The organism is Malaciobacter sp. (assembly GCF_055140965.1).
The window spans coordinates 1-24,553 of sequence record NZ_JBSRRO010000014.1 but is presented as its reverse complement, the minus strand read 5'-3'; the positions used below and the strand labels follow the sequence as shown (position 1 = coordinate 24,553).

The window sequence follows — 24,553 nt, the reverse complement described above, 5'->3', positions numbered from 1 at the left end:
AAAATGCAAGATATACCACAAATTTTAATGATTATCGTTTCACTTTCAGTAGTTAGTTTAGTCTCTTCAATCTTTTTTATAAAAACTAAAGTAAACAACAAATAAAGGAAAAACCATGGAAAATTTAATTCAACTTTCAATTTTATCAGTAACTTGGCTTGCTGCACATTTTAATATTTTGCTAATTTTACAATAAAGTATATTTGTATGATTAGAAATATTTTATTTATTGTTGTGCTGTTTATCTTTACGGGGTGTTTTACAAAACATCCCCACTTAAAAACTGTAGATAGTGTAAATATAAACAAGTACTTAGGCACATGGTATGAGATTGCAAGATATGAGCATTTTTTTGAAAAAGGATGTAAAAATGTAACTGCTAATTACTCTTTAAATGAAGATAATAGTTTAAAAGTAATAAACAAATGTACTAAAATAGATACAAATAAAAAAAGCAGTGCAACTGGCATAGCTTATTCTACAAATGAATCTAATAGCAAATTAAAGGTAAGTTTTTTTAGACCTTTTTATGGTGATTATTGGGTTTTGATGCTTGATGATTCTTATAAGTATGCGGTTGTAGGAACTCCTTCAAGGGAGTATTTATGGATTTTATCAAGAACACCAAAATTAGATAAAAATATTACAAATGAAATTTTAGAAAAACTTCCAAAATTAGGCTTTGCTACAAATAAATTAATTTGGACTATACAAGAGTAATTATGGAAAAAAGAAAAATAGATAAAGTGATTCTAAAAAAAAGACCTCTTGATAAAGATATGCAAGAGTACGATTTAAATAGACTTATTGAAATGGCATGGCAAGATAGAACAACCTTTGATGCTATTTATTTACAATATGGATTAACAGAAAACCAAGTAAAAAACAAAATGAGAAAATTAATTAGTAAAAAAGCTTATGATAGATGGAGAAAAAGAGTACAAAATAAAGCTACTAAACACAAAAAAAAGCTTTATCATAAGCCAGATAGATTTCAAGGTCCATGGTGATTATTTGACAAAATTTTTATACCAATAATTCAAATAAGCTGATATAATAAAATAAAAAGGAAGAAAGATGTTAAAAGAGTTAATTTATACAGGAATTGGAGCTACTGCACTTTTAAAAGATAAAGTTGAAGATGAACTAAAAAAATTAGAGGAAAAAGGTAAGATAGATAAAGGTGACATTAAAGGTTTTATTGAGTCTTTGGAAAAAAAAGGTAAAGAGCATGATGAAGAGTTCAAAGAACAACTTAAAAAAAGTATCAAAGAAGCTATTAGTGAATTGGGACTTGTTACAAAAGATGATTTAGAACAACTAAAAAAGGAACTAAAATAGTAACTTTTTTAAAAAACATCAATCTTTACTCATATAAAAGAGTTTATAAAGTCTTTAGATTTTTACTTACAACTTATCTTGTAATTAAGAAAAAAGATAGTTTTTTGGGAGTAAAACCTCTTGCTCCTAAAGAGTTTAAACATACTATTATTGACTTAGGAGCAAGTTTTATTAAGCTTGCCCAAGTTTTAGCTACAAGAGCTGATTTTTTTAGTCAAGAGTATCTTGATGAATTAAAAGAGTTACATGATAAACTTCCTTCAATGCCAAAAAAAGATTTTGAAGTAGTTTTTAAAAGAGCATTTATAAATGATGATTTTAAAGAGTTTAATAATGAACCTATTGCTTCTGCTTCTATTGGTCAAGTTCATATAGCTTATTTAAATAGTGGAGAAAAAGTCGCTGTAAAATTAAGAAGAGAGGGAATAAAACAAAGAGTTCTAGCTGATATTAAAATAATTAACTTTTTTAACTTTATATTCAAACCTTTATTTTCACACTATACGAAAAACTCAATTGAGTCTGTTATAAAAGAGTTTTCTTCAATGATTGTGCAAGAAGTAAGTTTAAATAACGAACTTCAAAATTTAAAGAAATTTTCAAATACTTATAAAGATAGTAAAATAAAATTCCCAAAACCTTATGAAGAGTTTTCAAGCGATGATGCTTTGGTTATGAGTTTTGAAGAGGGCTTTAGATTTGATGATAAAGAAACTATTTTAAAAAATAATATAGATTTCAATGAAATAATTGCCAATTTAGTTAGTTTTTACACAGAACAAATGCTTATAAAAGGTTATTTTCATGCTGATCCTCATCCTGGAAACTTACTAATCACACAAAATAGTGAAATAATTCTTTTAGATTTTGGAATGGTAAAAACAGTACCAAATGATACAAGAATTGCCATAATTGAGCTTATAAAAGCTGCAAATGAACAAGATTATGAATTATATATAAGTGCTAGTAAAAGACTTGGAACAATAGCATATGAAGCCCCTACTTCTGAGCTTGCAGTATTTACAAGTAAGATGTTTGAGATTTTTTCAAACAATAATTTAGATAGTGAATCTATGCAAAAGTTGGCTTTTGAAGTACTTGAGGGTACAAGGGATTTACCTTTTAAGCTTCCAAGTGATGCAATTTATATTTTAAGAGTTAGTGCAATTATTGAGGGTTTAGGAACTACATATATTGAAAATTTCAATGGAATAAAAGATATATTACCAATTTTACAAGAAAATTTACCAAAAGCATTAGGAGCTAAAGACTCTATTATTGAAACACTAATAGATGAAATAAAAGATATTCCTTTTACTATAAAAGATTTTAAATCTACACTAAAACAAGCAAGTGAGGGTGAATTAAAAGTCGAGATTTCAAAAAATCAACTAGATTTTTTAAAAAAGGAATTGCACTCATATTTTAAACCATATTTAATATCTATTTCTTTTATGATAACTTCAATTTTCATGCTATTAGTTGACAAAGATTTAAAAGAGATTGCAATAATATTATTTACCCTTTCATTAATAAAAATTTTATATAAATAATTAATTTTTTATGAGTTAAGCATAATTTTATGGTAAGATAATAAATATACTTAATAACTTAAGAAAACTATTCTAGTTAAATTACTAAAATATCTTTATATTAACAAAAGGGGTATTAAATGAGTTTTAATAACAATGAATTGGAAATTGAGCTTGACATTAAATCTTTTTTAGTTTCAGAAACTAATGAACAAGGTATAATAAAGTTTGCAAATGATGAATTTTGTGAATTTTCTGAATACTCCTTAGATGAATTAATAGGACAACATCATAATATCGTACGACATCCAGATATGCCCCCAAAAGCCTTTGATGAGCTTTGGAGCACTGTAAAATCAGGTAAAAAATGGAAAGGTTTTGTAAAAAACAAATCAAAAACTGGCAAATACTATTGGGTATATGCAACAGTATACCCCTTTACTTCATGTGATGGCACAACCGGCTACATCTCTTGTAGAAGAAAAGCCTCAAGAGATGAAATTGAAAAATACTCAAAAATTTACAAAACAATGAAGTAAAGGATTTTTATGAAATTTAAAGATTTATCAATAAAAACAAAATTAAGTATTCTTGTTTTAACTCCTATGTTTTTTATTATAGTTTTAGGGCTTTCTTTTATCTATCAAGAGTATAAATACAAGCAAGAGTATGGCACTTTAAAACAGATAATAAAATTTGATTCAGATATCTCACTTACTATTCATGAACTGCAAAAAGAAAGAGGTATTTTTGTATCTTTTATAAGTAGTAATGGTAAAAATTTTAAAAATGAAATAACAAATCAAATACAAAATAGTGATGAAAAAATAGAGATTTTAAAAAATAGTTATAAAACTTTAAATAAAAATTTTCTTGATAACACAAATCTTGAGCTACTTGAAGAGTTTTTTAATAGTTTAACTAATATAAAAAACAAAAGAAATCTTGCAAAAAGTATGCAAATATCAACAAAAGAAGTACTTGATTACTATTCAAATTTAAACTCAAATTTACTCAAATTTATTGCTAGAAGTTCTGCTATATCAAAAGATTCAGAACTAACAAGACAAATTCTTGCTTATTATAATTTTCTTATGGCAAAAGAAAAAGCAGGAATTGAAAGAGCCATTGGTTCAAATGTACTAATTGAGGGTACATTTAAAGATAATATGCTAAGTTTGTTTACAAATTTAATCTCTGCACAAAATAACTATATAAGTGAATTTGAAATTTACTCAAAAAAAGAAAATCTCTCTTATGCCAAGCAAGCTTTAAATGATTCTTCAGTAAGCAAAGTAGAAGATATTAGAGATATTTTAATACATTCACAAGATAAATTAAAATATATCATCTCTATTGAAGAGATAATAGGATTTGAGGGAATTATTCATAATATCAAAAATTATGAATTAACTAAAAATATATCTTATAAAAATAAAGTACAAAGCAAAATAAAAGAGCTTGAAACTTTAATAAAAGATTATAAAAATGATTTTAAAATATCAAACAGAGAGACTAATCTTTTAAATACTATACAAAATAGGTTTTCAAACTACTCTACTTTATCACAAAACTCTAATGATAGTAGTTTAGATAATCAAAAAGTTGTTAATGCAATAAAAGAGTTAAAAACAAAACAGTTTGATATTGAAGCTACATATTGGTTTGATACAATCACTAATAAAATAGAAATACTTAAAACTATTGATGATTATTTATCAAATAATCTATTTTCAATTATAAATAAAAAATATGAAGAAGTATCTTTTGATTTTTATAAAAATATAGTTATGCTTTTTATTGTTATTTTACTTATCTCTATTTTAGCTATTTATATTTTTTCAAATATTTCAAAATCTTCAGAAACTATTTATTATGGAATTGAACGATTTATGAAATTTATAAATAGAGAAATAAATGAAATAGAAGATATAAAAGTTCATGGAAATGACGAGTTTGGGAAAATAGCAACAATGGCAAATAAAAATATGAAGCAAATAAATGATGATTTAGAAGAGGATATGCTTTGTGTTGCTGAGGCTGTACTTGTATTAAATAAGATGAGACAAGGATATTTTAATTATAGGATAAACTCAACTGCTGCGAATCCTCAAATTCAAACATTTGTTTATTCTGTTAACAAAAGTTTAGATATACAAGCTTCAATTTTTGAAGATATACTACAAACATTAGAAAAGTATACCCATTATGATTATACTCAAAATTTAAAAGATGTAGATGTAAAAGGAGATTTAGATAAACTTCTAAAAGGAATAAATAGCTTAAAAGAGTCAATCACTAAAATGCTTGTTACTAGCCAAGATATAGGATGGACTTTAAAAAATAGCTCAAATACACTTTTAAATAATGTAGATAACTTAAATAGATCATCAAATGATGGAGCTGTAAGGCTTGAAGAAACAGTAGCAGCAGTTGATGAAATAAGTGAAAACATCTCTGCTACAAACTCTTATATAAAAGAGATGTCACAAAATGCAAAGATCTTATCTAACTCTTCAAACGAGGGTAAAGAGCTTGCAAATCAAACAACAAAATCAATGGAAGAGATAAATAATCAAGTTGAGGGTATAAAAGAAGCTATTACACTAATTGATCAAATAGCATTCCAAACAAATATTTTAAGTTTAAACGCAGCAGTAGAGGCTGCAACTGCTGGAGAAGCAGGTAAAGGTTTTGCTGTTGTTGCACAAGAAGTAAGAAGTTTAGCAAGTAGAAGTGCTGAAGCTGCAAATAAAATTAAACAAATTGTAGAAACTGCAACTTTGAAATCAAACGAAGGTAAAAAAATAGCCTTTTCTATGATTGATGGATATAACAATCTTAATGAAAATGTACAAAAAACTGTATCAATCATACAAAATATCCAAACTGCATCAGCTGAACAAACTCAAAGAATAAGCCAAATAAACGATGGATTAAATAGTCTTGATAAACAAACACAAGAAAATGCAAGTGTTGCAAGTCAAACACATGATATTGCAGTAGAAGCATCTGATATTGCAATATCAGTTGTGAAAAATGTGAAGAAAAATAATTTTGTTGGTAAAAAAGAAGAGTATTAAGTTATTTTAAAACACATTATTTATATACAAAAAACCTTTTTTAAGTGATAAACTTAAATAAAAAAGGTTTTTTATGAATATTGCAATAGTTGGTGCTGGATTTAGTGGATGTTTACTATACAATAAACTCATAAAAGAAAATCATCAAATTACTATTTTTGAAAAATCAAGAGGAACAGGTGGAAGATTAAGTACAAAATATATAAATGATAATTTTTGTGACCATGGAACACCATACTTTGAAGCAAAAAATCAAAATTTTATTGATTTTTGTAATAGATTAGTAAAACAAAAAATATTAAAAAAATATAAGAAATTTTATATACCAACAAAAGGAATAAATAAAGTTTGTTCTTCTTTAATAAATAAAGAAGATTTAAAAACAAATATAAAAATTACAACTTGTAAATATGAAAATAAAAAATGGAATTTAATCGACACTCAAAACAATATCTATGAAAATTTTGATATCTTACTTATTACAATTCCTGCTGTTCAAATTTTAGAGTTAAACATAAACTTAAATGAACAAATAAAACAAGATTTATCATCAATAAAATATGATAGTGTTTTCACTTTAATTTTATATGGTAATAAAAACTTGTCACTTCATAAGGGATTAAAAAATATCAATTTATTTAAAAAAATTATTGATAATTCAAAGAAGTATAATTATGATAATTTTAGTAGTTTTGTATTACATGCAAATGAATCTTTTTCTACAAAAAACAATGAAAAAACAAAAGAAAAACTAGAAGAAAAAGTAATTAAGAAACTAAGAAAACTTCATATTGAAATTGATAAAGATTTTATAATTTTACCACATCTATGGAAATATGCTTTTGCAAAAAATCATCTCAAAAAAGATTTTATTTTTGACAAAAAACAATCTCTTGGAATATGTGGAGATTACTTTTCTAATAAGAATATCGAAGCATCTTTTTTAAGTTCTACAAAATTAGCAGATAATATATAATATACATTTCTTAAATACAGTTTGTATAATAAATTTAATTTTATTACATTTTGTAGTTTTCTTAATAGTAATAAGAGTATACAAAAGTATACTAAACTTACTATCACATAAACTTAGTTATAATATTTTAGTTTTAAAATAAGGTGTAAAATGCTAGAAAAAAGTATTAGAGTTCTTGGAGCTTATGGAGGTAAAGGTGTTGATATAAATAACACCAGTATTCAAATAGATAAGCACACTACAATTGATGCAGGGAATATATTGAAAGGAATAGGAAAAGATGCTAAATATATTAATAAGATATTTTTAACACACTCTCATCTTGACCATATTGTTGATATACCTTTTTTAATAGATGCATTTTTTGAAAAAAAAGAAATACCTATTAAAATTTATGCTTTAAAAGAAACAATAATTCATCTAAAAAAACACCTTTTCAATTTTGATATATGGCCAGATTTTTCACAAATAAATCTTATAAATAAAAAATTAAAAGCAATAGAATTTATAGAAATAAAAGCAAATGAAACAATAAAATTTGATGATTTTTCTATTAAAGCAATTAAGACAAATCATACAATTTCTAGCTGTGGATATGTAATAAAAAAGAAAAATCATGCAGTACTTTTTACAGCAGATACATATAAATGTGATACTATTTGGGAAGAATTAAATCTAAATAAATCTATAAAAACTCTAATAATTGATGTTTCATTTCCCTCTCGTCTTGCAAATATTGCTAAAAAAAGTAATCATTTAACCTTAAAAGATTTACTAGAAGAACTAAAAAAATTAAAAAGAGATGATATTTGCATATACATAAATCATCTTAAGCCATCTTATGTAAAAGAGATAAAAAAAGAGCTTGAAGAGTTAAATAGCAAATACAATATTCAATTGCTAAATGATGGTGATATTTTAAATTTAGAAACTACAAAAAAACAAAAAAGATTAATTTATGAAAATAGTACAAAGTATCATTTGAAAAAAATATTTGAAAATATGACTAGTAAAGAAGATTTTGATAAAATCATACAAAAAGTTCAAAAAGAGAAAGAGAAAGTAAAATAAAAGAGAAATTCTCTTTTATTTTACGAATTCAACTACTTCATCAAAACTTAGTCTTAACTGATCAGATTGTTCATTTAATCTATATCCAAAAGGTAAAACCATAGCTACTTGATATTTTGTAGTATCAAGTTCTAATATTTTTTCTAACTTATCTTTTTCAAAGCCTTCAATAGGACAAGAGTCAACTCCAATAGCAGCAGCAGCTGTCATCATATTTCCCACTGCAATATAAGTCTGTCTTGCAGTCCACTCATAAATATTTTTATCACTACTTAAAGTATCTTTTAAATGATTTGCATAAAGATTAATATAAAAATCTTTTTTTTCTTGTGGCATTGGTCTTCTTCCAAATCTTTTTTCAGGCACACCACTTTCAACCTTAACATCTTCAATTTTTGCTAAAACAATTACTAAATCGCTGCATGATGTAATTTGAACTTGGTTCCAACAAGTAGGTCTAATTTTTTCTTTTAATTCTTGATTTTGTACTACTAAAAATTTCCAAGGCTCCATCCCAAATGATGAAGGTGATTTTCTAGCTACTTCTAAAATAAACTTCAAATCCTCTTCTGGTATTTTTTTTGTATCATCAAAAACCTTACAAGCATGTCTAAAATCCATCGCTTTTAAAAACTCTTCTTTAATCACTTTATCTCCTTATATTGATAGTTTTTCTAATTTATTAATTTCTACATTTTCTAGTTTATCTTCAATATTTACTAAAAACTCTTTGAAATGAGGTTTATTTTCATGTATTGTTAAATCCTCTTTACTTTCCCAAATTTCTATAAAAGTATAACTATTTTTTTCTTCTAAATCTTTATGTAAATCGTATTTTATGCAACCATCATCATTTGCATGTGTTTGTTTATGAAGTTTTGTAAGTTCATTGAAAACTTCTTTTTCAAACTCTGGTTTTATTTTAATTTTTGCAATAACTATAATATTTTCCATTTTTTGTCCTATAAAAAATTTTTTGTTAGTATATCTTCAAATTTCTTTAATTCACTATTTATATCTAATTGCGTTTTAAAAATATCATGAATTGCATAAGTTTGAAGTGGTTTTGCACCACAAAATTGAAAAGTTTTATGTACTGCTACATTTGCTTCATCAAGAGTTAAACCATCAAAAAAACCATCTTTATTATTAAATTCACTACTTGGGCAATTATAAGTTAATGAAAGCATATATTTTTTATTTGTCATTAATCCACCACTACCATATTTTTTACTACTATCACTTCTACTTCTTCCATCATTTACAAAAGTAACTGTATTATTTCCCCCTGAAAATATCTCATCCATATATTTTTTAGTAAGCCAAGGAACACCCATCCAGTAAACTGGATATTGAAATAAAATATAATCTGCCCATTTAAATTTCTCTAATTCTTCTTTTATATTATAATCACTCTCAACAACACTATGTTTTACCTCAAAATTATTATTTTCAAAAAAATCTTGTGCTTTATCTATAAAAGTTTGTGTTAATTTACCCTCAGCAATCTCATCATATCTTTGATGTCCATTTATAATAAGTACATTTTTCATAAATTCTCCTAATATATTTTGAAAATTATATATGTAATAAACTTAAATTACCCTTACTTTACTTTAGGTAAGTAAGGATGTTTAATATACTTTATGCTATAATTTCAATCTTTAAAGGATTTAATAATGTATTTTATAAATAATAAAGAGTATAAGTGCTCAGTAGCAGTTACTCTTGATATATTTAACGATAGATGGAAATTAGCTGTTATCTGGCATTTGTTAGATAATAGTAAACGGTTTAAAGACTTACATGAAGATATTGCAGAAATAACACAAAAAACTCTAACTGTAAAATTAAAAGAGTTAGAGGAAAAAAATATTATTAATAGAGAAGTTTTCCCAGAAGTACCACCAAAAGTTGTTTACTCTTTAACTCCAATAGGAGAACAACTTAAACCCGTTTTAAAAGAGATGTATAAATGGGGTATTAAATATGTTGAAGATTATGGTGAATTAACAAATGACAATCTGTGTGATGCAGAATTTAAAATCTCAAAATAGTAAATAAAATGGAAAATTTCGTTTTAATTATTATTGCTATACTTATTGGATATGCTCTTCAAAAATTTAAGATTTTTTCTCAAGAGACTCCAATAATTTTAAATCAATATATTATATACATCTCACTACCTGCAATAATTTTATTGCAAGTACCAAAACTAAACATCTCAATTGATATTATTATTCCAGCTGTAATTGCATGGTTTGTTATGCTTTTAAGTGCTGGAGTGGTACTACTTTTTTCTAAATATTTCAAATGGTCTAAAGAGATAACAGGTTCTTTGCTCTTAGTAGCAGTTTTATCAAATAGTTCAATTGCTGGTATTCCTTTATTAAATACCTACATAGGAGAAAAAGCTATTCCTTATGTAATTATTTATGATCAATTAGGAACATTTATAGCACTTGCAACTTATGGAACATTAATTACAGCTTTATATTCAAATAATAAAAAAACAACTCCTAGAATTATTGTTCAAAAAGTAATTACTTTTCCACCTTTTATGTCGCTTATTGTTGCATTTTGTTTTTTAGGTGTAGAGTTTCCACCTTTAGTAACTAGTATACTAAAAGATTTCTCTTATACACTTATTCCTGTTGCTTTAGTAGCAGTTGGTTTACAACTAAAATTTAAAATGCCAAAATCAGATTTACAACCTTTAAGTATTGCACTTATTATTAAACTAATTATTGGTCCAATAATTGCATATTTTGTAGCAGTACTATTTGGTTGGCAACACACCTTAGCTAGTGATGTATCAATATTAGAAGCTGGTATGTCACCTATGATAACAGCAGGTGCAATAGCAGCTATGGTTGGTCTTGCACCAAGACTTAGTACTGCTATTGTTGGTTATGGTATAGTTATATCTTTTTTAACTACATATGTAATTTCAAGGATACTTTAAATCCAATAAGTTGGATAATGCCTTTTTTCATTTTGCGATAGGTTATTTACAAATAGTGCTACAAGTAGCATTAGTAATGCACCTATTGCAATTGGAGTAAAAGGATACAACCATCCTAATTCTTGAATTTGATTACTACCTATTACATAAATAAGTGCAGTTGCTCCACCTGGAGGATGCATAGTACAGCTATAATGCATAAGTAATATAGACAAAGAGACACTAAGCGCACACAATATTTCTAAAGAAAGAACTCCTAAAAAAACTTTTACAACACAAACAGAGACTAAAGCAGATAAAATATGCCCACCAATTAAATTTCGTGGTTGAGAAAAAGGTGCTTGTGGTGCTCCATATACAAGTACAGCAGAAGCTCCAAAAGAACCAAGTAAAAAAAAGCTATCTTCAATAGAGAACCATTTTCCAAATACAGCAATAAAATATATTCCTAAAAATGAACCAATAAACGACCATAAGATTTTACTTATTGGTTTTCTTGATTCTTTTTTTGATTTTGATTTCATTCTGTGAAAATATTTTTGAATCATATACAAGCCTCTAAAATTTTTAAGATTTTAAACAAAAAAATGAAATATTTGTATGATTTATATCAAAACTAATTAATTATTGTAATATTTAGCTGGCAACTTAGTTGCATTTAAAGTTTATTTGTTATACTCCAAATTTTAAAATACAAAAAAGGATATTTATGTCTAATCATTGTCCCTACTGTCAAAAGAAAATATCAATAAGTAAAGTCTTTTGTTCAAGAGATTGTAAAGACAATTATTTTCAAATGGTAGCAATTCAAATACCAAAACCTTTTATTAAAAGAATCTTTGTATTTTGCAATAAAGAGCAAAGAGACAAAGAAATTTCTAATTTTGCAAGAAGACATGGTTGGAAAGAGAGTTTAATAAGAAACAAAATTGACAAACTTAAAGAAGAGTACGGATACTAACTTCAAATATATTAACTAATAAAACTCTTCTTTTAAAATCTTTAGCTCTTAATTTTGTTGTAACACAACTAACATATACATGATTATTGCCAAATTTTTATCATAAATTATTAATTTTTCTTATTCTTTTACACAATCTAAACAAACTTTGTGTATCATATACAGATAAATTTTATATAATAGGAACTTATATGACAAAAATCTTAAAATTAAGTTTATTAGTGTTTTCTTTTCTTAGTGTGCTAAATGCTTATGAACCAAAAGAAGTTACAAAAGAAGAGATAAAACAAATCAATAACTTAAATCTTCTACAAAAAGCAGATATTAAAGTTAACAAAGCTTTTGATATGGGTAGTATTTATATACTTGATTCAATAATTCAAGGAAAACCTCAAGAATTATTTTTAACAAAAGATAAAAAAGTTCTAATTGCTGGAAATGTAATGGATGTAAATAGTGGTGATGCTATTACTTTACCTGTTGATTTATCAAATACAATTGGAAAAGAAGCTTTAACTTATGGAAGTGGAAAAGATGAGTATATATTATTTACTGATCCTGAATGCCCATATTGTAAAAAACTAGAATCATTTTTTCCAAAACTTGAAAAACATGTAAAAATTAGAGTATTTTTCTTCCCATTAAGTTTTCATAATAATGCAAGAGATTTATCTATATATTTTATGAGTAAAAACACAAATGAAGAAAAAATCAAAGCTATGCTAAATACAAATGCTGATTCAAAAGAGTTTAAAAATAGAAAAATCTCAAAAGATGAGTTAGCAAAACTTGAAAAGAGTTTAGAAGAACAGATGATTATTGCTCAAAAATTAAATATAAGAGGAACACCTACTCTTTTTAATAAAGATGGCAAAAAAATTGTTTGGGTAGAATTATTGAAAAAATACAATATTGACTTACAATAAAATAAACCACATTTTGTGGTTTATTTTATAAATATTTCATCAAAACTCAATGTCTTGAACCTATATCTTTATCCTCTTCTTTACCTGATAGCATTTGTGTTAGTTCATCACACTTTACTAATAAATTATTTTTGATTACAAATTGTGCTATAACTTTTACTTTTACTATACTTTCATCTTTTTTAACAGCTGTTACTATGTGATTTGTAAAAACATTTTCACCATCTTGTGCAATAGCCAAAAAATCAACATCTAAAGATTTGATAACCTCTTTTTGTTTTTTCATATGATTTATAAATCCATCATAATCTAAAGTATTACCATCTACATTTTGTATATAATCAAAAGAGATATATTTTTCTATAATTTTAGTATCTACACTAGAAGCACCTAATACTTCTGAAAATATTTTCTTTATTAACTCTTTTTTTTCATTTTTTTCCATAAAACTCCTTTTATTAGATTATTATACCATGTAGTAATAATATAAATAAACTTGAAACATAAAATTACTACTTTAATATCTTATAATTTTTTTCATTATCTTTCTAACGAAAGGAATTATAAAAATAACAGAAAAAAAAGCTACTATCCATGCTTTCCACCAAGCATTTAACAAAAGTAATAAAAACTCATTTGTAAATCCTAAGTTTATAATTATTAAAATAGCAGAAATAATAAATGACATAAACATAGTTACTAGAAAACTAAAAATATAAAATTCATATCTTTTATTTATCATTATTAAATATTTCCTTTATTGCAAATAAACCATTTAGAGCACAAGGAAAGCCACCATAAACTGACATTTGTATTATAATCTCAACAATTTCTTCTTTAGTACACCCCACATTTAATCCTGCATGAATATGTACTTTTAATTGTTCTGTAGCATTACCCATCACGGTAAGTGCAGCAATAGTTGCAATTTCTCTTGATTTTAAATCTAACTTATCTCTTGAATAAATATCTCCAAAAGGAAACTCAATAAGTAAATCTGCAAACTCTGGAGCAATATCCTTTAATGACTCAATTACTTTTTCCCCTGCACTACCATCTACTTCTTTTAACTTTTCCCAACCTTTGTTATATCTTTCTGATTTCATTTTATCTTCTTCATTTTTATTACCTCAGTCTCTTTTTCCTGATAATCTTTTAAATTTTCAATTGCTTTTAAAGTATAATCATAGGTAAAGTGCTTTGTTATAGATAACTCATCTCTCCATTGCTCATATAAATATAATTTTTTCTTTTCAAAATCTTCACATAAATTAAATTCTATGCACCCTATTTCTTTTCTTGTATTATCAATAATTGATTTTATTATCTCACTTACTTTTTCAAAACTATCCTTTTTAGGATGTAATGTAGCGAAAATAAATACTGTAGTTTTCATATAAACTCCTTTTAAATTTAGAAGATTATAGAAAAAACTAGAAAAATAAGGTATAAGAAAAGTTTCTATTTTTATAAGTTTTGTTCCCTATAAAGTAAAGGGGTAGTTTTATAATATTTTTTAAATTGTATGATAAACCATGAAACACTTGAATATCCACATGAGGTTGCTATTTGAGATACACTTTTTTGAGTATTTTTAAGAAGTGTTTTAGCAAGAGAAAGTCTTTTTTCATCTAGCCACTCTTTTGGATTTTTATTATATAACCTAATCATCTCTTTTCTTAAGGCTTTTGAATTAAGCCTAGTAAGTTTGCACATATCATCAACATTATTTATAATATCAAGATTTTCTTCTAAAATATATTTTGTTCTTGAAGATTTTGTTTGTATAATTTTATTTAAAAAAGCACTAAATCTTTCTTTATCTTTCGAAAGAGAATATAAAAACAATTCATCTAGTTTTAGTTTTACTAAATCAAGGCTATTATTTATACTAGTTTGGAAAAATTGATTTACAATATTCACACAATTATTTATGAAATGATCTCTATTTAATACTAAAACATCTTTTTTTTCAATTGTATCTAAGATAATATTATATTTTTTAATAAAATTAAATACATATTCATCATCAAAAAATATCAATATAGATTCAAAATTATTTTTATCTCCAGTTATTTCACTCATGAAATAACTAGATTGTGATAAATAGAGTATATCTGTACTATTAATTGTAATATCACTATTTTTAAGATGTAAAATTTTACTACCATTTACTAGCAAAATAACCAAATGCATACTATTTCTCAAAGACATCATATCTTTTTTATAAATAGATGATTTTGAGGCAATAACAGAGTCGTCATTTATTATTTGGTATAAGTGCTTATTTTCAAATATATAATTAGGTAAGGTAATAATCATCTATATTAAATTATTGTTTTTTAACAAACTCTTGTTTTAATTTTATTGCACCAACACCTGGCACTTTACAATCAATATTATGACCATCATTTCCATCAACAAGTCTAATACCTTTGATTTTTGTTCCAACTTTTATACCAGAAGAGCTTCCTTTTACTTTTAAATCTTTTATAACTGTTACATCATCTCCATCATTTAAAAGTGTACCATTTGCATCTTTTACAACTAAAATATCTTCATCTTCTTGTGTATCATTTAAAGACCACTCATGTGCACACTCTGGGCATACAAGTAAGCTTCCATCTTCATAAGTATATTCGCTATTACATTTTGGACAGTTTGGTAATTGCTCCATTTATTTCCTTTAACTTTTATTTGAAAGCGTATTATACAATAAAACGCCTTTTGTGATTAATTCGAAAATTTTATTGTTATTAAGTATGATAAATATCAAACTGTTTATCATTTTGTCCTAAGTTATATCTTTTTTCAAGTGATGCTTTAAAAGGTTTGCCTAAGAACTCGCTACTTAAAGCTTTTAAAGTTGCTTCTTTATCACTATTTACATCTAAGATTAGACTATTTAATTTAGATATGGTAAGTAAAGGTTCTTCTCTTTTTATTAAAATTAAAAAATCACTTTGTTTTATAGTTCCCTCTTTTAAAACCTTTGCATACCAACCTGTAAGACCACTATTAAAAATAAACTTTGTCATCTGTTTTATTTTTGTGCTTGCACTTAACTTCCAACAAGGTTGTCTTGGTTGAGTTATTTGTACTTGTGCTTCACCTATATTAAAAATATCTCCTACACATATATCATCTTCACAAACATCAGATAATATTAGATTTTCTCCTAAGTTTGCCACTTCATCAACTTTAAAATTTGTATTGCAATTTTGATTTATTGTTTCATAACTTCTTTTTGAAAACATAAATAGTGCTTTATTTTCTCCACCATGATGTTTTAAATCAGCTTGTTCATCTTGATTAAATCCTGTTTTAGTTAGAAAAGCTTCTTTTACAGGATGTTTTTTCATAGCAGTTACTAACTCTTTTCTTTTGCTATTTTTTAATGTAGTTGTTTGAACCTTACCTACTTTTACATATAAAACTTCTGCGATTTTTTGCATTATTCCTCCTTGAACTTAATTAAACTACTATAATAATATAGTAGTTTAAAATTATGATTAATAAAACTTCAAAATATCAAATTGTACATACCAAATAGCAATAGATACAAAATAACCAAGTAGTATCATCCATGCATATTTCATATGGCTATTAAATGTATAAATACCTTTTAATTTACCCATAACCCCTACTCCAGCAGCACTACCAAATGAGATCAATGAACCTCCAATTCCAGCTGTTAATGTAACTAATAACCAATTTGCATGATCCATATTTGGATTTGCTTTTAATATTGCTGACATTACAGGAACATTATCAACTATTGCTGATAAAAAACCAACTGCAATATTTGAATATGTTGCTCCTAAATAATTTGGCTCATAAATTACAGAAGCAAGTGTTAGCCAACCAACAAAATACAATGCACCAACAGCTGCTAAAATACCAAAGAAAAACATAAGTGTATTATTTTCTATTTTTGACATAGATTGAAATATATCAAAATGCTCACTTCCATACTCTTTTTTTAGTTTATATGAATATATTTTCAATAAAACCAATCCACCCATCATTCCCCACATAGCTGGAAAATCTAAAACTTGATGAGAAACTACCGCCATAACAATTGTTAAAATTCCAAGTATTATTATAGCTTTTGCACCCTCTTTCATCTTAGGAATAGGTATATTTGCATCAAATTCTGGTTTTGTATTTGGTACAACAAGAGAGAGTAAAAAAGCAGTAATCAAATATCCTACAATTGAAGCTGGAAATAGATAAATAAAATCTAGAAAATCACCTTTTCCTGAGCTCCATACCATAAGTGTAGTAATATCACCAAAAGGCGACCAAGCACCTCCTGCATTTGCAGCAACTACTATATTTATAGCACCTGGAACTAAAAACTCTTTTTTATGTTTTTCAATAGTTATTAAAACAGTTGACAAAATAAGTGCTGTTGTTAAATTATCAGCAATTGGAGATAAGAAAAAAGCAATAAAACCTGTTGCCCAAAAAAGTTTTTTATAAGTAAATCCTTTTGATACAAGATTATATTTTAATTTATCAAAAACACCCATATAAATTAATGATTCAATATATGTCATTGCTACAAATAAAAAGAAAAATATCTCTGCAATTTCAAGAATAACATTTTCAGCTTCTTCATGTACAAGCTTTATATCCAAACCATTTAGTATAAAATAAACTGCAATCAATAAAAATGTAAATATACCTACAAAAAGTGCAGGAAGTGATTTATCTACATCATATTTTTCTTCATTTGCAATCACATAATATCCAACAATAAAAACACCAAGAGTTGTTATACCAACCCAAGTATCGACTAAATTTATTTGTTCTGCATTAGTTGCATATGCAACATTAAATACACACAATATTAAAATTATAAAAATTTTAAACATAATTCTCCTTGATATTGTAAGTAATAGTATTAAAATCAACAGAAATAATATCACATTTTTTGTAAATTTTTTGTATTTAGTAGAAATTAACTTAGAAGTTTAAACTTCTAAGTTAATAAGTTATTTATGTAAGTTCTTTTAAACCCTCAAACTCTTTTGCTGTCATTGAAGGAACAAACTCAGTAATTTCGTAAGTTGCTAAATTTGCTTTATGAAAAGGGTCTTGTCTTAAAACCTTTTTTAAATCTGTTAAAAAATTCATTTTTGAAAGGATAACTCCACCTGTTCTTGGTATTTTTTTACCTGAAGCTACAAAGTTTCCTAAGCTATATTGTTCTTCTAAGTATTTAAGGTGTGCATCTAAATACTTATCAACCTCTTCTAATGGTTTTTCATAATTTAAATTAATTATAAACATCTTATTCTCTCCTCATTAATGTGTAATATCACTAATTCTAAATCTAAAAGCTACATAATACAGTTATTATATTTGGCATACAAAAATACTGAATTATTTTTTTAGTTTATCAAACTTCTTTTATAATTTACATAAAACTCAATATATTAAATTTTTAATTTTTCTTTAATCATAGTTTATATAAAGTTCAATTTAGTAATGATATTCAATACTAAAATTAACATTTGGAGTTCTTTTGATAAAAGAGTTTAGTATATATTTTTTGGCAGCATTTTTTGAGATACTTGGTTGTTATAGTTTTTGGATGGTATTTAAACTTCAAAAATCATCTTTTTGGCTTTTTATTGGAACTATTTCACTTATACTATTTGCATTTTTGCTTACAAAAGTAGACTTGGAGTTTGCTGGACGAGCTTATGCTGTTTATGGTGGTGTTTATATTATATCTTCTTTGGCTTGGCTTTTTTTTGTAGAGAAACAAAGTTTTTCAAAATATGATATTACAGGTTCACTTATTATCTTTGTAGGTATTAGTATAATTTTACTTGGAAACCAAAGGCTTTTAAATAATTAGATTACTCTTATAGTTCATTTGCTTTAAAAATTTTATTTAGATAGACTAAGATGATAGCAGACATATCTACGGAACTTACATCTTCGTCCATAAGGTCATACTTACTTATTCAATAAAGGAAAAGACAAGATGAATAAATTGAAAATAGGAGTCATTGGAACTTCTAAAAAAGTAGATGAAAAAAGACTTCCAATTCACCCTGAACATTTAATTCGTATTCCAAAAAATTTAAGAGAACAAATGATATTTGAAAAAGGCTATGGTGAACCTTTTGATTTTTCAGATGAAAAAATTATAGCTTTAAGTGGTGGTGTTGATACAAGGCATAATTTATTATCAAAAATAGGAACAGTAATAATAAATAAACCTATTCTTGAAGATTTAAAAGAGCTAAAGATTGGTGGAACACTTTGGGGATATGTACACTGTGTACAACAAGAAGATATAACACAAATTGCAATAGAAAGAAAACTAACACTTATAGCCTTTGAAGATATGTTTATTTGGTCGCCCACAGGTCAAATAGGAAGACACACCTTTTATAAAAATAACGAAATGGCAGGATATTGTGCTGTTTTACATGCTTTGCAACTAAAAGGAATAGATGGACATTATGGGAATCAAAGAAAAACTATAATCTTTGGATTTGGTGCAGTTAGTCGTGGTGCAATATATGCTTTAAAAGCACATGGTTTTAGAGATATTACTATTTGTGTTCAAAGACCAGATCATGAAGTCAGAGAAGAGATTTTAGATTGTCATTATGTAAGAATACAAGAAGGAAATTCAGATGATTCTCGAATGGAAGTTGTAGAACATGATGGTTTTGTAACACCACTTGAAGAACTAATTAGTAAAGCTGATATTATAGTTAATGGAATTTTTCAAGATACAACAAATCCCACTAATTTTCTAATTGAAAAAGAGAGTCAATCTTTAAAGCCAAATAGTCTAATTATAGATATTAGTTGTGATGAAAAAATGGGTTTTTTCTTTGCAAAACCTACTACTTTTAAAAAACCAATGTTTAAGTATGATACTACAGATTACTATGCAGTAGATCACACGCCTAGTTACTTGTGGGAAAGCGCTACGCGTTCTATTTCTGCTGCTTTAATTGTATATTTACCAATATTCTTAACAGGCAAAGAAAATTGGCACAAATCTCAAACTATTCAAAAAGCTATAAATATAGATTCTGGAACAATTCTTAATAAATTAGTTTTATCTTTTCAAAATAGAGAAAAAATATATCCTCATAAATCAATCAGTTAAATAATACTCAACTGTTGAAACAACTCTTATTTTTTTTATTTGAGGGTTGTTTTTATCTCTTTGTGAGATTGAAAATTGACCTTGTGAAGCTTTTTTTATCTTACCTAATTTACTATTTGAATCTATTGCAAATTTTTGAGCCACTTCCCTTGCTTTTTTTGTCGCTTCTTCTATCATTTTAGGTTTTACTTCATTTAATCTTGTAAAAATATATTCTGTTTTATTATTGTAGTCATTTCCTGAAAAAACAATACCTTGTTTTCCAAGTTTTGATAAAGATTTTTTTACATCTCTTACTTTATCAATATTTTTTGAATATACAGTTATTGTTTGTTTTGCATTATATCTATAGTTTATCTTCTCACTTCCATACTGTTGTGCAACTTTATCTGTAATTATAGGAGCAGAAAAACTTATTTCACTTTTTTCTATACCATTTGAACTCAAAAAATCATCTATTTTTTTATTGTTTTGCTCTACTGTTTTATACAACTCTTCAAGATTGTTACTAACTTGTGTATAAGAAATTGGCCAAATAACAATATCTGCTTTATACTCTTTTTCCGACAGACCTTTTACCTTTACTGTTCTATCATACTGCTTATACTCAACAACAGCATTTTTGAAAAAATACCCTAAAGTACTTAAACCTAGGAATATAAATATTCCTAAAATAAAAAAGTTTGTTTTACTACTTTGTTGCATTTGCTTTCCTTTTTTTACTTATAATAATAAATTTCAACTATTCATATTACTATAATATTTTTCTAATTAAAAGTCATTAAATAATTAATAAGTAATTGATTGTCTCTTTTTATAATATTTTTCTTTACTACTTTAAACCCATACTTTTCAAAAAAAGATTTTGCAGTAATACTTGCATCAACTCTTAATTTTTTCATCTCATTTTGTCTTGCTTTTTTAAAAATATAAAGTAACAATGCTTTTCCAACACCTTTTCCTTGATACTCATGATGTACATAAAAGCAATCAATATAATCTTCATAAAACTCTGCAAAACCAACTAACTTTTTACCATCTATAGCTAAATACGGTTTTGTTTTATCTAATCTTTTCTCCCAAGCCTCATAATCAATATCTAACTTTGCCCAAGCATTTAACTGCTCTTTTGTATAATCTTTATTGCATGTTTTGTGAATGCTGTTTGTAAATAGTTCAGGTATTTGCTTTGAATAGTTTTTATTGTAATTTATTATTTGCATTTTATTTTTTTCTATGACCATTTTTTAATCAAATTATCAATAAATTCTGATAGTTCTTCATCTTTTTTATAACTCTTTGCTTCTTCTATAATCTCATCTTTTGCTTTTACACATAGTTCATAAAGTTCTTTAACCTCTTTTGCTGTCAAATCACAAAATTCTATACCAAACCTTAGAAGTTGCTTTTCTTTCCACCATTTTTTACTTCCTAAAAGATGAAGTGCTGGTATATCATTTTTGATATACACTGTTGTAGTTACCACATCATAAGCAGGAGCCAATCTTATATTTGAAATATCTTCATAAATCAAGCCAAAGTTTTTAAGGTGAGCATCTCCATTTTTTAATAAAAAATTTATAACTATCATTTTAAAAAAGTTTGATAAAGACTCTTTTTTATATTTGGGTGATACAAAAGTCTTTATGGTTTTTGCTATTTGTTCATAAGTCCCTTCATATTTGTCATCACGATTTTTCCCAAAAAGTACGCACATATCTTCAAAACCTAAATAAGTGTTGTCCTCTTTTATATCAAATCTTTTCATGATAAAAAGTTTTCTATCTTGGGATAAATAAAATTCAGGTACGCAAATATTTGCTTTTTGAACAACTCTCATACACAAGTATTCATTAAGCGCTAGTTCTTGGTACTCTTCACCCCAAGACTTTACAATATAATCTTCAAGTTTTAATGTAGCTTTGTTTTCTATTTGAGCTAAAACCTTTGGTTGAACTCCAGAAATTGGTGAATTTAAAGCAAATCTAGATACCAGTTCATCAAACAGTTTTTCATTTGAAGAATGAAGTAAATCATCTAAAACAAGAGGTTTTAACTCTACTTTTAAATCTTGTTCATAAGAAACTCTTCCTTTTATACTTGGTGACATAAGTTTTAATAAACCAGAATCATCAGTCTTTGTGAACTTTGAAAAATGCTTTTTGATTATAGATAATAAATAACCCTCAGGTAAGTGCATTTCAAATAGAGGATGAAGATTTTTACTATTCCAAGATTTAGCACGAACAGGCATAGTAAGTGAGATAAACTCTTTTTTATCTTCAGTTTTATAAGAAAAAATATACTCATTTTCTTCAAAGGACAAAATACCTGATACTTTAGAATCAACCTTTACAGTTAAAAAATCATTCATTTCTCAAATCCTCTAAAGTAGGAAATAGACTTTTTTGTTTAATACAAAATTCATACCCCAAATAATCAAGTATTTGCATAACTTTTTTTATCCCCACATCCACACCTCTTCCATTTTCTAGTGAAGAAAGTGTCGCTCGTGAAATTTTTAAATCATCACAAATCTTTGATTGAGATATAGAGTTTTCTTTTCTATATTTTTTTATTTCTAATCCTAGTTCTTTTAAATCCATTTTATCTCTTTTGTAAAATATATTAGACATTTTATAATTTTATTTATATTTTGTCAAATATATTATACAAATGATACAACTAATTTTTTTGAGTTGTTAGTTGTTAAAGAAGAATATAGAAAAAGCTTTTTTCATAATCGTCTATTTTACTCATGCAATAATTTCATTACTTGAATTGGATTTGCCAAGCCTTTAATTGCTCTTTTGTATACTCTTTATTGCATGTTTCATGAATAGTATTGGTAAAAAGTTCTGGGATCTCTTTTTTATATTTTTTATCATATTGTATTATTTGCATTTAACTCCTTTAACTCATAAAAATCATCTACACCTTTTGTGATAGAATAAATCCTTGCTTTTATATTTTTTACAAAAGTTTTATCATGACTTACAACAATTAGAGTGTTTTGATACTCTTTTAAGGCTTGTTCTAAAGATTGTATTGAATCTATATCCATATGATTGGTTGGTTCATCTAATATTATAAGTTGTATATTATCCAATAAAGCCTTTGCAATAAAAAGTTTTCTAAGCTCTCCAGAACTTACATTTTCATTGTTTAAGAGATTTTTAGGATTTGAAGACAACCTTTGAATGAGAGTAAAAAGTTCACCTTTTTTTTCATTGTTCAAACTTTTTATTGCTTCAAAAAGATTCTCTTTTTGTTTTAAGTCTATTTCTTGGGGAAGATACAAAAAGTTTTTAAGAGATGTTATTTTTGAAATAAGTAGTTTTAAAAAACTGCTTTTCCCCACTCCATTTTCACCTATTATTGCTATTTTATCACCTTTATTTAAAGATAGATTTTCAACTTTTAAAATCTTTTTTTCACCTAAAGGTAATTGACCTTTTTGCAAAAGAAAAGAGAAGTTCTCTTTTTTACTGTTTTTATCTTTTATAGTAATACCTTTGTCAAAACTTTTTTCTATTTCATTTCTTCTAGAGGACAATTCTTGGGCTTTTTTAGAAAAACTTGTCACAAGTTTTGACTCAGATTTATCTTTTCCTGTAAGTTTTGCTAAGTTTATCTTCTCTTTTAAACTTTTGTCTTTTGTATTTACATTTCTCTTAGATAATCTGCTTTTAGATTGGGAAACTTTCTCTTTTTGTGCTTGAATATTGTTTTGTAGTTTTTTCACTTTATTGTTTATATTATCATTCTCTTTTTGCAAAAAGTTAAAATATAAATCTAACTCTTCTGTTGCCTTTTGGAAAGTGGTTTTATAGTTATAGATTTTTTTATTTTTTATGATAACTGTGTTATTACACAAAGAGTTAAAAAGTTCTCTATCATGGCTTATTAAAATACCAATACCTTTAAAGTTTTTCAAACTGTTTATCAATATCTCTTTTGTTTTTATATCCAGATGATTACTTGGTTCATCAAGTAATAAAACATCAGGTTCTAAAAAAAGAGCAATCGCTATTTGTATGCGTTTTCGCTCCCCAAAACTTAGAGTTTCCCACCTATAAAACCACTCATCTTCTATGTGAAGCAACTCTTTTAGCTTAAATGTTTTTGTATTGTATGTGTAAATAAAATCATCAAAACCATTTGGTTTTTCATGAAGTTCTTGTTCACAATAATAGCCCAATTCATTGCCAATGATATTTCCCTCTTGAGGTTTTAAGCTTTTGGCAATAAGTTTAAAAAGTGTGGTTTTACCTGAACCATTTGAGCCAACTAAACAGCTCCAACCCTTTTCAAAACTCAAATTAAGATTTGAAAATATTTCACTGCTTGTGTATTTAAAAGTAAGATTATTTATTTGTAGATATTGCATATAAATTCCTACTAATAAATTTTGTATAATTACAAGTAAAGAGATAAGTAAGATGATCACATTTTTTTTAGATCAATGATAGAACTTATTATGAAGTTTTATTAAATCTCCAAGGAGTCTATCACTTACTTCAAATCCCAATAGGTTGATTAAGCTTAGAG

The 24,553-nt window shown here is 25.9% G+C and carries 33 protein-coding genes; 14 read left to right on the top strand and 19 right to left on the bottom strand.

The features are described 5' to 3' along the window. The first annotated feature begins 207 nt into the window (after positions 1 to 207). From ACTCCZ_RS05840 to ACTCCZ_RS05805, 8 genes are all read left to right on the top strand, one after another. Entirely contained in the window at positions 208 to 720 is a 513-nt protein-coding gene (locus tag ACTCCZ_RS05840) for a lipocalin family protein (protein ID WP_079578929.1), read from the top strand. A 2-nt stretch (positions 721 to 722) separates the two neighbouring features. Continuing rightward, positions 723 to 1,010: a TIGR03643 family protein gene (locus tag ACTCCZ_RS05835; RefSeq protein WP_079578927.1), complete on the top strand. Its 288-nt coding sequence runs from the start codon at positions 723 to 725 to the stop codon at positions 1,008 to 1,010. A gap of 67 nt (positions 1,011 to 1,077) precedes the next feature. Beyond that, complete coding sequence (locus tag ACTCCZ_RS05830) at positions 1,078 to 1,341, top strand: Hsp70 family protein (protein WP_079578925.1); 264 nt, start codon at positions 1,078 to 1,080, stop codon at positions 1,339 to 1,341. 17 nt (positions 1,342 to 1,358) lie between these two features. Continuing rightward, complete coding sequence (locus tag ACTCCZ_RS05825; protein ID WP_196778276.1) at positions 1,359 to 2,894, top strand: ABC1 kinase family protein; 1,536 nt, start codon at positions 1,359 to 1,361, stop codon at positions 2,892 to 2,894. A gap of 119 nt (positions 2,895 to 3,013) precedes the next feature. Further along, complete coding sequence (locus ACTCCZ_RS05820; RefSeq protein ID WP_079578923.1) at positions 3,014 to 3,412, top strand: PAS domain-containing protein; 399 nt, start codon at positions 3,014 to 3,016, stop codon at positions 3,410 to 3,412. A 9-nt stretch (positions 3,413 to 3,421) separates the two neighbouring features. Continuing rightward, on the top strand, positions 3,422 to 5,956 hold the full coding sequence (locus ACTCCZ_RS05815; protein ID WP_079578921.1) for a methyl-accepting chemotaxis protein: 2,535 nt from the start codon (positions 3,422 to 3,424) through the stop codon (positions 5,954 to 5,956). Positions 5,957 to 6,029: 73 nt separating this feature from the next. Next, positions 6,030 to 6,932: an NAD(P)-binding protein gene (locus ACTCCZ_RS05810; RefSeq protein WP_079578919.1), complete on the top strand. Its 903-nt coding sequence runs from the start codon at positions 6,030 to 6,032 to the stop codon at positions 6,930 to 6,932. 150 nt (positions 6,933 to 7,082) lie between these two features. Next, a complete protein-coding gene (locus ACTCCZ_RS05805) occupies positions 7,083 to 8,003 on the top strand; it encodes a 3',5'-cyclic-nucleotide phosphodiesterase (RefSeq protein WP_079578917.1) in 921 nt (306 codons plus the stop codon). A 15-nt stretch (positions 8,004 to 8,018) separates the two neighbouring features. On the opposite strand, the gene ACTCCZ_RS05800 is transcribed toward ACTCCZ_RS05805, so the two are convergent. From ACTCCZ_RS05800 to ACTCCZ_RS05790, 3 genes are read right to left on the bottom strand one after another with little or no spacing between them, the layout of a single operon-like run. Further along, positions 8,019 to 8,624 carry an NAD(P)H-dependent oxidoreductase gene (locus ACTCCZ_RS05800; RefSeq protein ID WP_404320332.1) on the bottom strand — a complete coding sequence of 202 codons (606 nt, stop codon included), beginning with the start codon at positions 8,622 to 8,624 and terminating at the stop codon, positions 8,019 to 8,021. A gap of 36 nt (positions 8,625 to 8,660) precedes the next feature. Then, the gene (locus ACTCCZ_RS05795; RefSeq protein WP_079578915.1) at positions 8,661 to 8,957 is read right to left on the bottom strand and encodes a putative quinol monooxygenase; all 297 of its coding nucleotides are present in this window, start codon (positions 8,955 to 8,957) and stop codon (positions 8,661 to 8,663) included. Positions 8,958 to 8,965: 8 nt separating this feature from the next. Then, positions 8,966 to 9,556 carry an NAD(P)H-dependent oxidoreductase gene (locus ACTCCZ_RS05790; protein WP_079578913.1) on the bottom strand — a complete coding sequence of 197 codons (591 nt, stop codon included), beginning with the start codon at positions 9,554 to 9,556 and terminating at the stop codon, positions 8,966 to 8,968. A 126-nt stretch (positions 9,557 to 9,682) separates the two neighbouring features. Here ACTCCZ_RS05790 and ACTCCZ_RS05785 point away from each other — a divergent pair, with 126 nt between their 5' ends. Continuing rightward, positions 9,683 to 10,060, top strand: a complete 378-nt coding sequence (locus ACTCCZ_RS05785) for a winged helix-turn-helix transcriptional regulator (RefSeq protein ID WP_079578911.1) — start codon at positions 9,683 to 9,685, stop codon at positions 10,058 to 10,060. Between the two features lie 8 nt (positions 10,061 to 10,068). Next, complete coding sequence (locus tag ACTCCZ_RS05780; protein ID WP_079578909.1) at positions 10,069 to 10,968, top strand: AEC family transporter; 900 nt, start codon at positions 10,069 to 10,071, stop codon at positions 10,966 to 10,968. Here the strand turns inward: ACTCCZ_RS05780 and ACTCCZ_RS05775 are convergent. After that, positions 10,965 to 11,516, bottom strand: coding sequence for an HPP family protein (locus ACTCCZ_RS05775; protein ID WP_196778275.1), 552 nt, complete (start codon positions 11,514 to 11,516; stop codon positions 10,965 to 10,967). The genes ACTCCZ_RS05780 and ACTCCZ_RS05775 overlap by 4 nt on opposite strands. Before the next feature lie 161 nt (positions 11,517 to 11,677). Between ACTCCZ_RS05775 and ACTCCZ_RS05770 the strand changes: the two genes are divergently transcribed. Then, on the top strand, positions 11,678 to 11,929 hold the full coding sequence (locus ACTCCZ_RS05770; protein ID WP_079578907.1) for a DUF2116 family Zn-ribbon domain-containing protein: 252 nt from the start codon (positions 11,678 to 11,680) through the stop codon (positions 11,927 to 11,929). A gap of 191 nt (positions 11,930 to 12,120) precedes the next feature. Beyond that, on the top strand, positions 12,121 to 12,855 hold the full coding sequence (locus tag ACTCCZ_RS05765) for a thioredoxin fold domain-containing protein (RefSeq protein ID WP_079578905.1): 735 nt from the start codon (positions 12,121 to 12,123) through the stop codon (positions 12,853 to 12,855). A 46-nt stretch (positions 12,856 to 12,901) separates the two neighbouring features. Here the strand turns inward: ACTCCZ_RS05765 and ACTCCZ_RS05760 are convergent, their stop codons facing one another. The 9 genes from ACTCCZ_RS05760 to ACTCCZ_RS05720 form a co-directional block, all read right to left on the bottom strand. Beyond that, on the bottom strand, positions 12,902 to 13,300 hold the full coding sequence (locus ACTCCZ_RS05760) for a hypothetical protein (protein ID WP_079578903.1): 399 nt from the start codon (positions 13,298 to 13,300) through the stop codon (positions 12,902 to 12,904). A gap of 72 nt (positions 13,301 to 13,372) precedes the next feature. Next, positions 13,373 to 13,597: a DUF2798 domain-containing protein gene (locus ACTCCZ_RS05755; RefSeq protein ID WP_079578901.1), complete on the bottom strand. Its 225-nt coding sequence runs from the start codon at positions 13,595 to 13,597 to the stop codon at positions 13,373 to 13,375. Then, complete coding sequence (locus ACTCCZ_RS05750) at positions 13,587 to 13,961, bottom strand: carboxymuconolactone decarboxylase family protein (protein WP_079578899.1); 375 nt, start codon at positions 13,959 to 13,961, stop codon at positions 13,587 to 13,589. The genes ACTCCZ_RS05755 and ACTCCZ_RS05750 overlap by 11 nt, the downstream gene beginning before the upstream one ends. After that, complete coding sequence (locus tag ACTCCZ_RS05745) at positions 13,958 to 14,251, bottom strand: putative quinol monooxygenase (protein WP_079578897.1); 294 nt, start codon at positions 14,249 to 14,251, stop codon at positions 13,958 to 13,960. Before ACTCCZ_RS05745 ends, ACTCCZ_RS05750 begins: the two co-directional genes overlap by 4 nt. Before the next feature lie 71 nt (positions 14,252 to 14,322). Continuing rightward, complete coding sequence (locus tag ACTCCZ_RS05740; protein ID WP_079578895.1) at positions 14,323 to 15,177, bottom strand: helix-turn-helix domain-containing protein; 855 nt, start codon at positions 15,175 to 15,177, stop codon at positions 14,323 to 14,325. Between the two features lie 10 nt (positions 15,178 to 15,187). Continuing rightward, a complete protein-coding gene (locus ACTCCZ_RS05735; protein WP_079578894.1) occupies positions 15,188 to 15,532 on the bottom strand; it encodes a zinc ribbon domain-containing protein YjdM in 345 nt (114 codons plus the stop codon). Between the two features lie 79 nt (positions 15,533 to 15,611). Continuing rightward, on the bottom strand, positions 15,612 to 16,310 hold the full coding sequence (locus tag ACTCCZ_RS05730) for an MOSC domain-containing protein (protein WP_079578892.1): 699 nt from the start codon (positions 16,308 to 16,310) through the stop codon (positions 15,612 to 15,614). Positions 16,311 to 16,367: 57 nt separating this feature from the next. Further along, complete coding sequence (gene nhaD, locus ACTCCZ_RS05725) at positions 16,368 to 17,735, bottom strand: sodium:proton antiporter NhaD (protein ID WP_079578891.1); 1,368 nt, start codon at positions 17,733 to 17,735, stop codon at positions 16,368 to 16,370. Between the two features lie 124 nt (positions 17,736 to 17,859). Beyond that, positions 17,860 to 18,153, bottom strand: a complete 294-nt coding sequence (locus ACTCCZ_RS05720; RefSeq protein WP_079578889.1) for a YciI family protein — start codon at positions 18,151 to 18,153, stop codon at positions 17,860 to 17,862. Between the two features lie 235 nt (positions 18,154 to 18,388). Here ACTCCZ_RS05720 and ACTCCZ_RS05715 point away from each other — a divergent pair, with 235 nt between their 5' ends. Further along, positions 18,389 to 18,727 (top strand): YnfA family protein, encoded by a 339-nt coding sequence (locus tag ACTCCZ_RS05715; RefSeq protein WP_079578887.1) that lies wholly within the window; start codon positions 18,389 to 18,391, stop codon positions 18,725 to 18,727. A 129-nt stretch (positions 18,728 to 18,856) separates the two neighbouring features. Further along, positions 18,857 to 20,002 (top strand): N(5)-(carboxyethyl)ornithine synthase, encoded by a 1,146-nt coding sequence (locus ACTCCZ_RS05710; protein WP_079578885.1) that lies wholly within the window; start codon positions 18,857 to 18,859, stop codon positions 20,000 to 20,002. Here ACTCCZ_RS05710 and ACTCCZ_RS05705 read toward each other — a convergent pair. From ACTCCZ_RS05705 to ACTCCZ_RS05680, 6 genes are all read right to left on the bottom strand, one after another. Then, on the bottom strand, positions 19,991 to 20,707 hold the full coding sequence (locus tag ACTCCZ_RS05705; protein ID WP_079578883.1) for an SIMPL domain-containing protein: 717 nt from the start codon (positions 20,705 to 20,707) through the stop codon (positions 19,991 to 19,993). The two genes, ACTCCZ_RS05710 and ACTCCZ_RS05705, sit on opposite strands and share 12 nt — an antisense overlap. Positions 20,708 to 20,769: 62 nt before the next feature. Beyond that, on the bottom strand, positions 20,770 to 21,225 hold the full coding sequence (locus tag ACTCCZ_RS05700) for a GNAT family N-acetyltransferase (RefSeq protein ID WP_159445743.1): 456 nt from the start codon (positions 21,223 to 21,225) through the stop codon (positions 20,770 to 20,772). Between the two features lie 11 nt (positions 21,226 to 21,236). Then, on the bottom strand, positions 21,237 to 22,376 hold the full coding sequence (locus ACTCCZ_RS05695; protein WP_079578879.1) for a type II toxin-antitoxin system HipA family toxin: 1,140 nt from the start codon (positions 22,374 to 22,376) through the stop codon (positions 21,237 to 21,239). Beyond that, positions 22,369 to 22,608 (bottom strand): helix-turn-helix domain-containing protein, encoded by a 240-nt coding sequence (locus ACTCCZ_RS05690; protein WP_079578877.1) that lies wholly within the window; start codon positions 22,606 to 22,608, stop codon positions 22,369 to 22,371. Before ACTCCZ_RS05690 ends, ACTCCZ_RS05695 begins: the two co-directional genes overlap by 8 nt. A 166-nt stretch (positions 22,609 to 22,774) precedes the next feature. Continuing rightward, on the bottom strand, positions 22,775 to 22,906 hold the full coding sequence (locus ACTCCZ_RS05685) for a hypothetical protein (RefSeq protein WP_265734241.1): 132 nt from the start codon (positions 22,904 to 22,906) through the stop codon (positions 22,775 to 22,777). After that, positions 22,887 to 24,392, bottom strand: a complete 1,506-nt coding sequence (locus ACTCCZ_RS05680) for an ATP-binding cassette domain-containing protein (protein ID WP_079578875.1) — start codon at positions 24,390 to 24,392, stop codon at positions 22,887 to 22,889. Before ACTCCZ_RS05680 ends, ACTCCZ_RS05685 begins: the two co-directional genes overlap by 20 nt. Positions 24,393 to 24,553 lie beyond the last annotated feature (161 nt).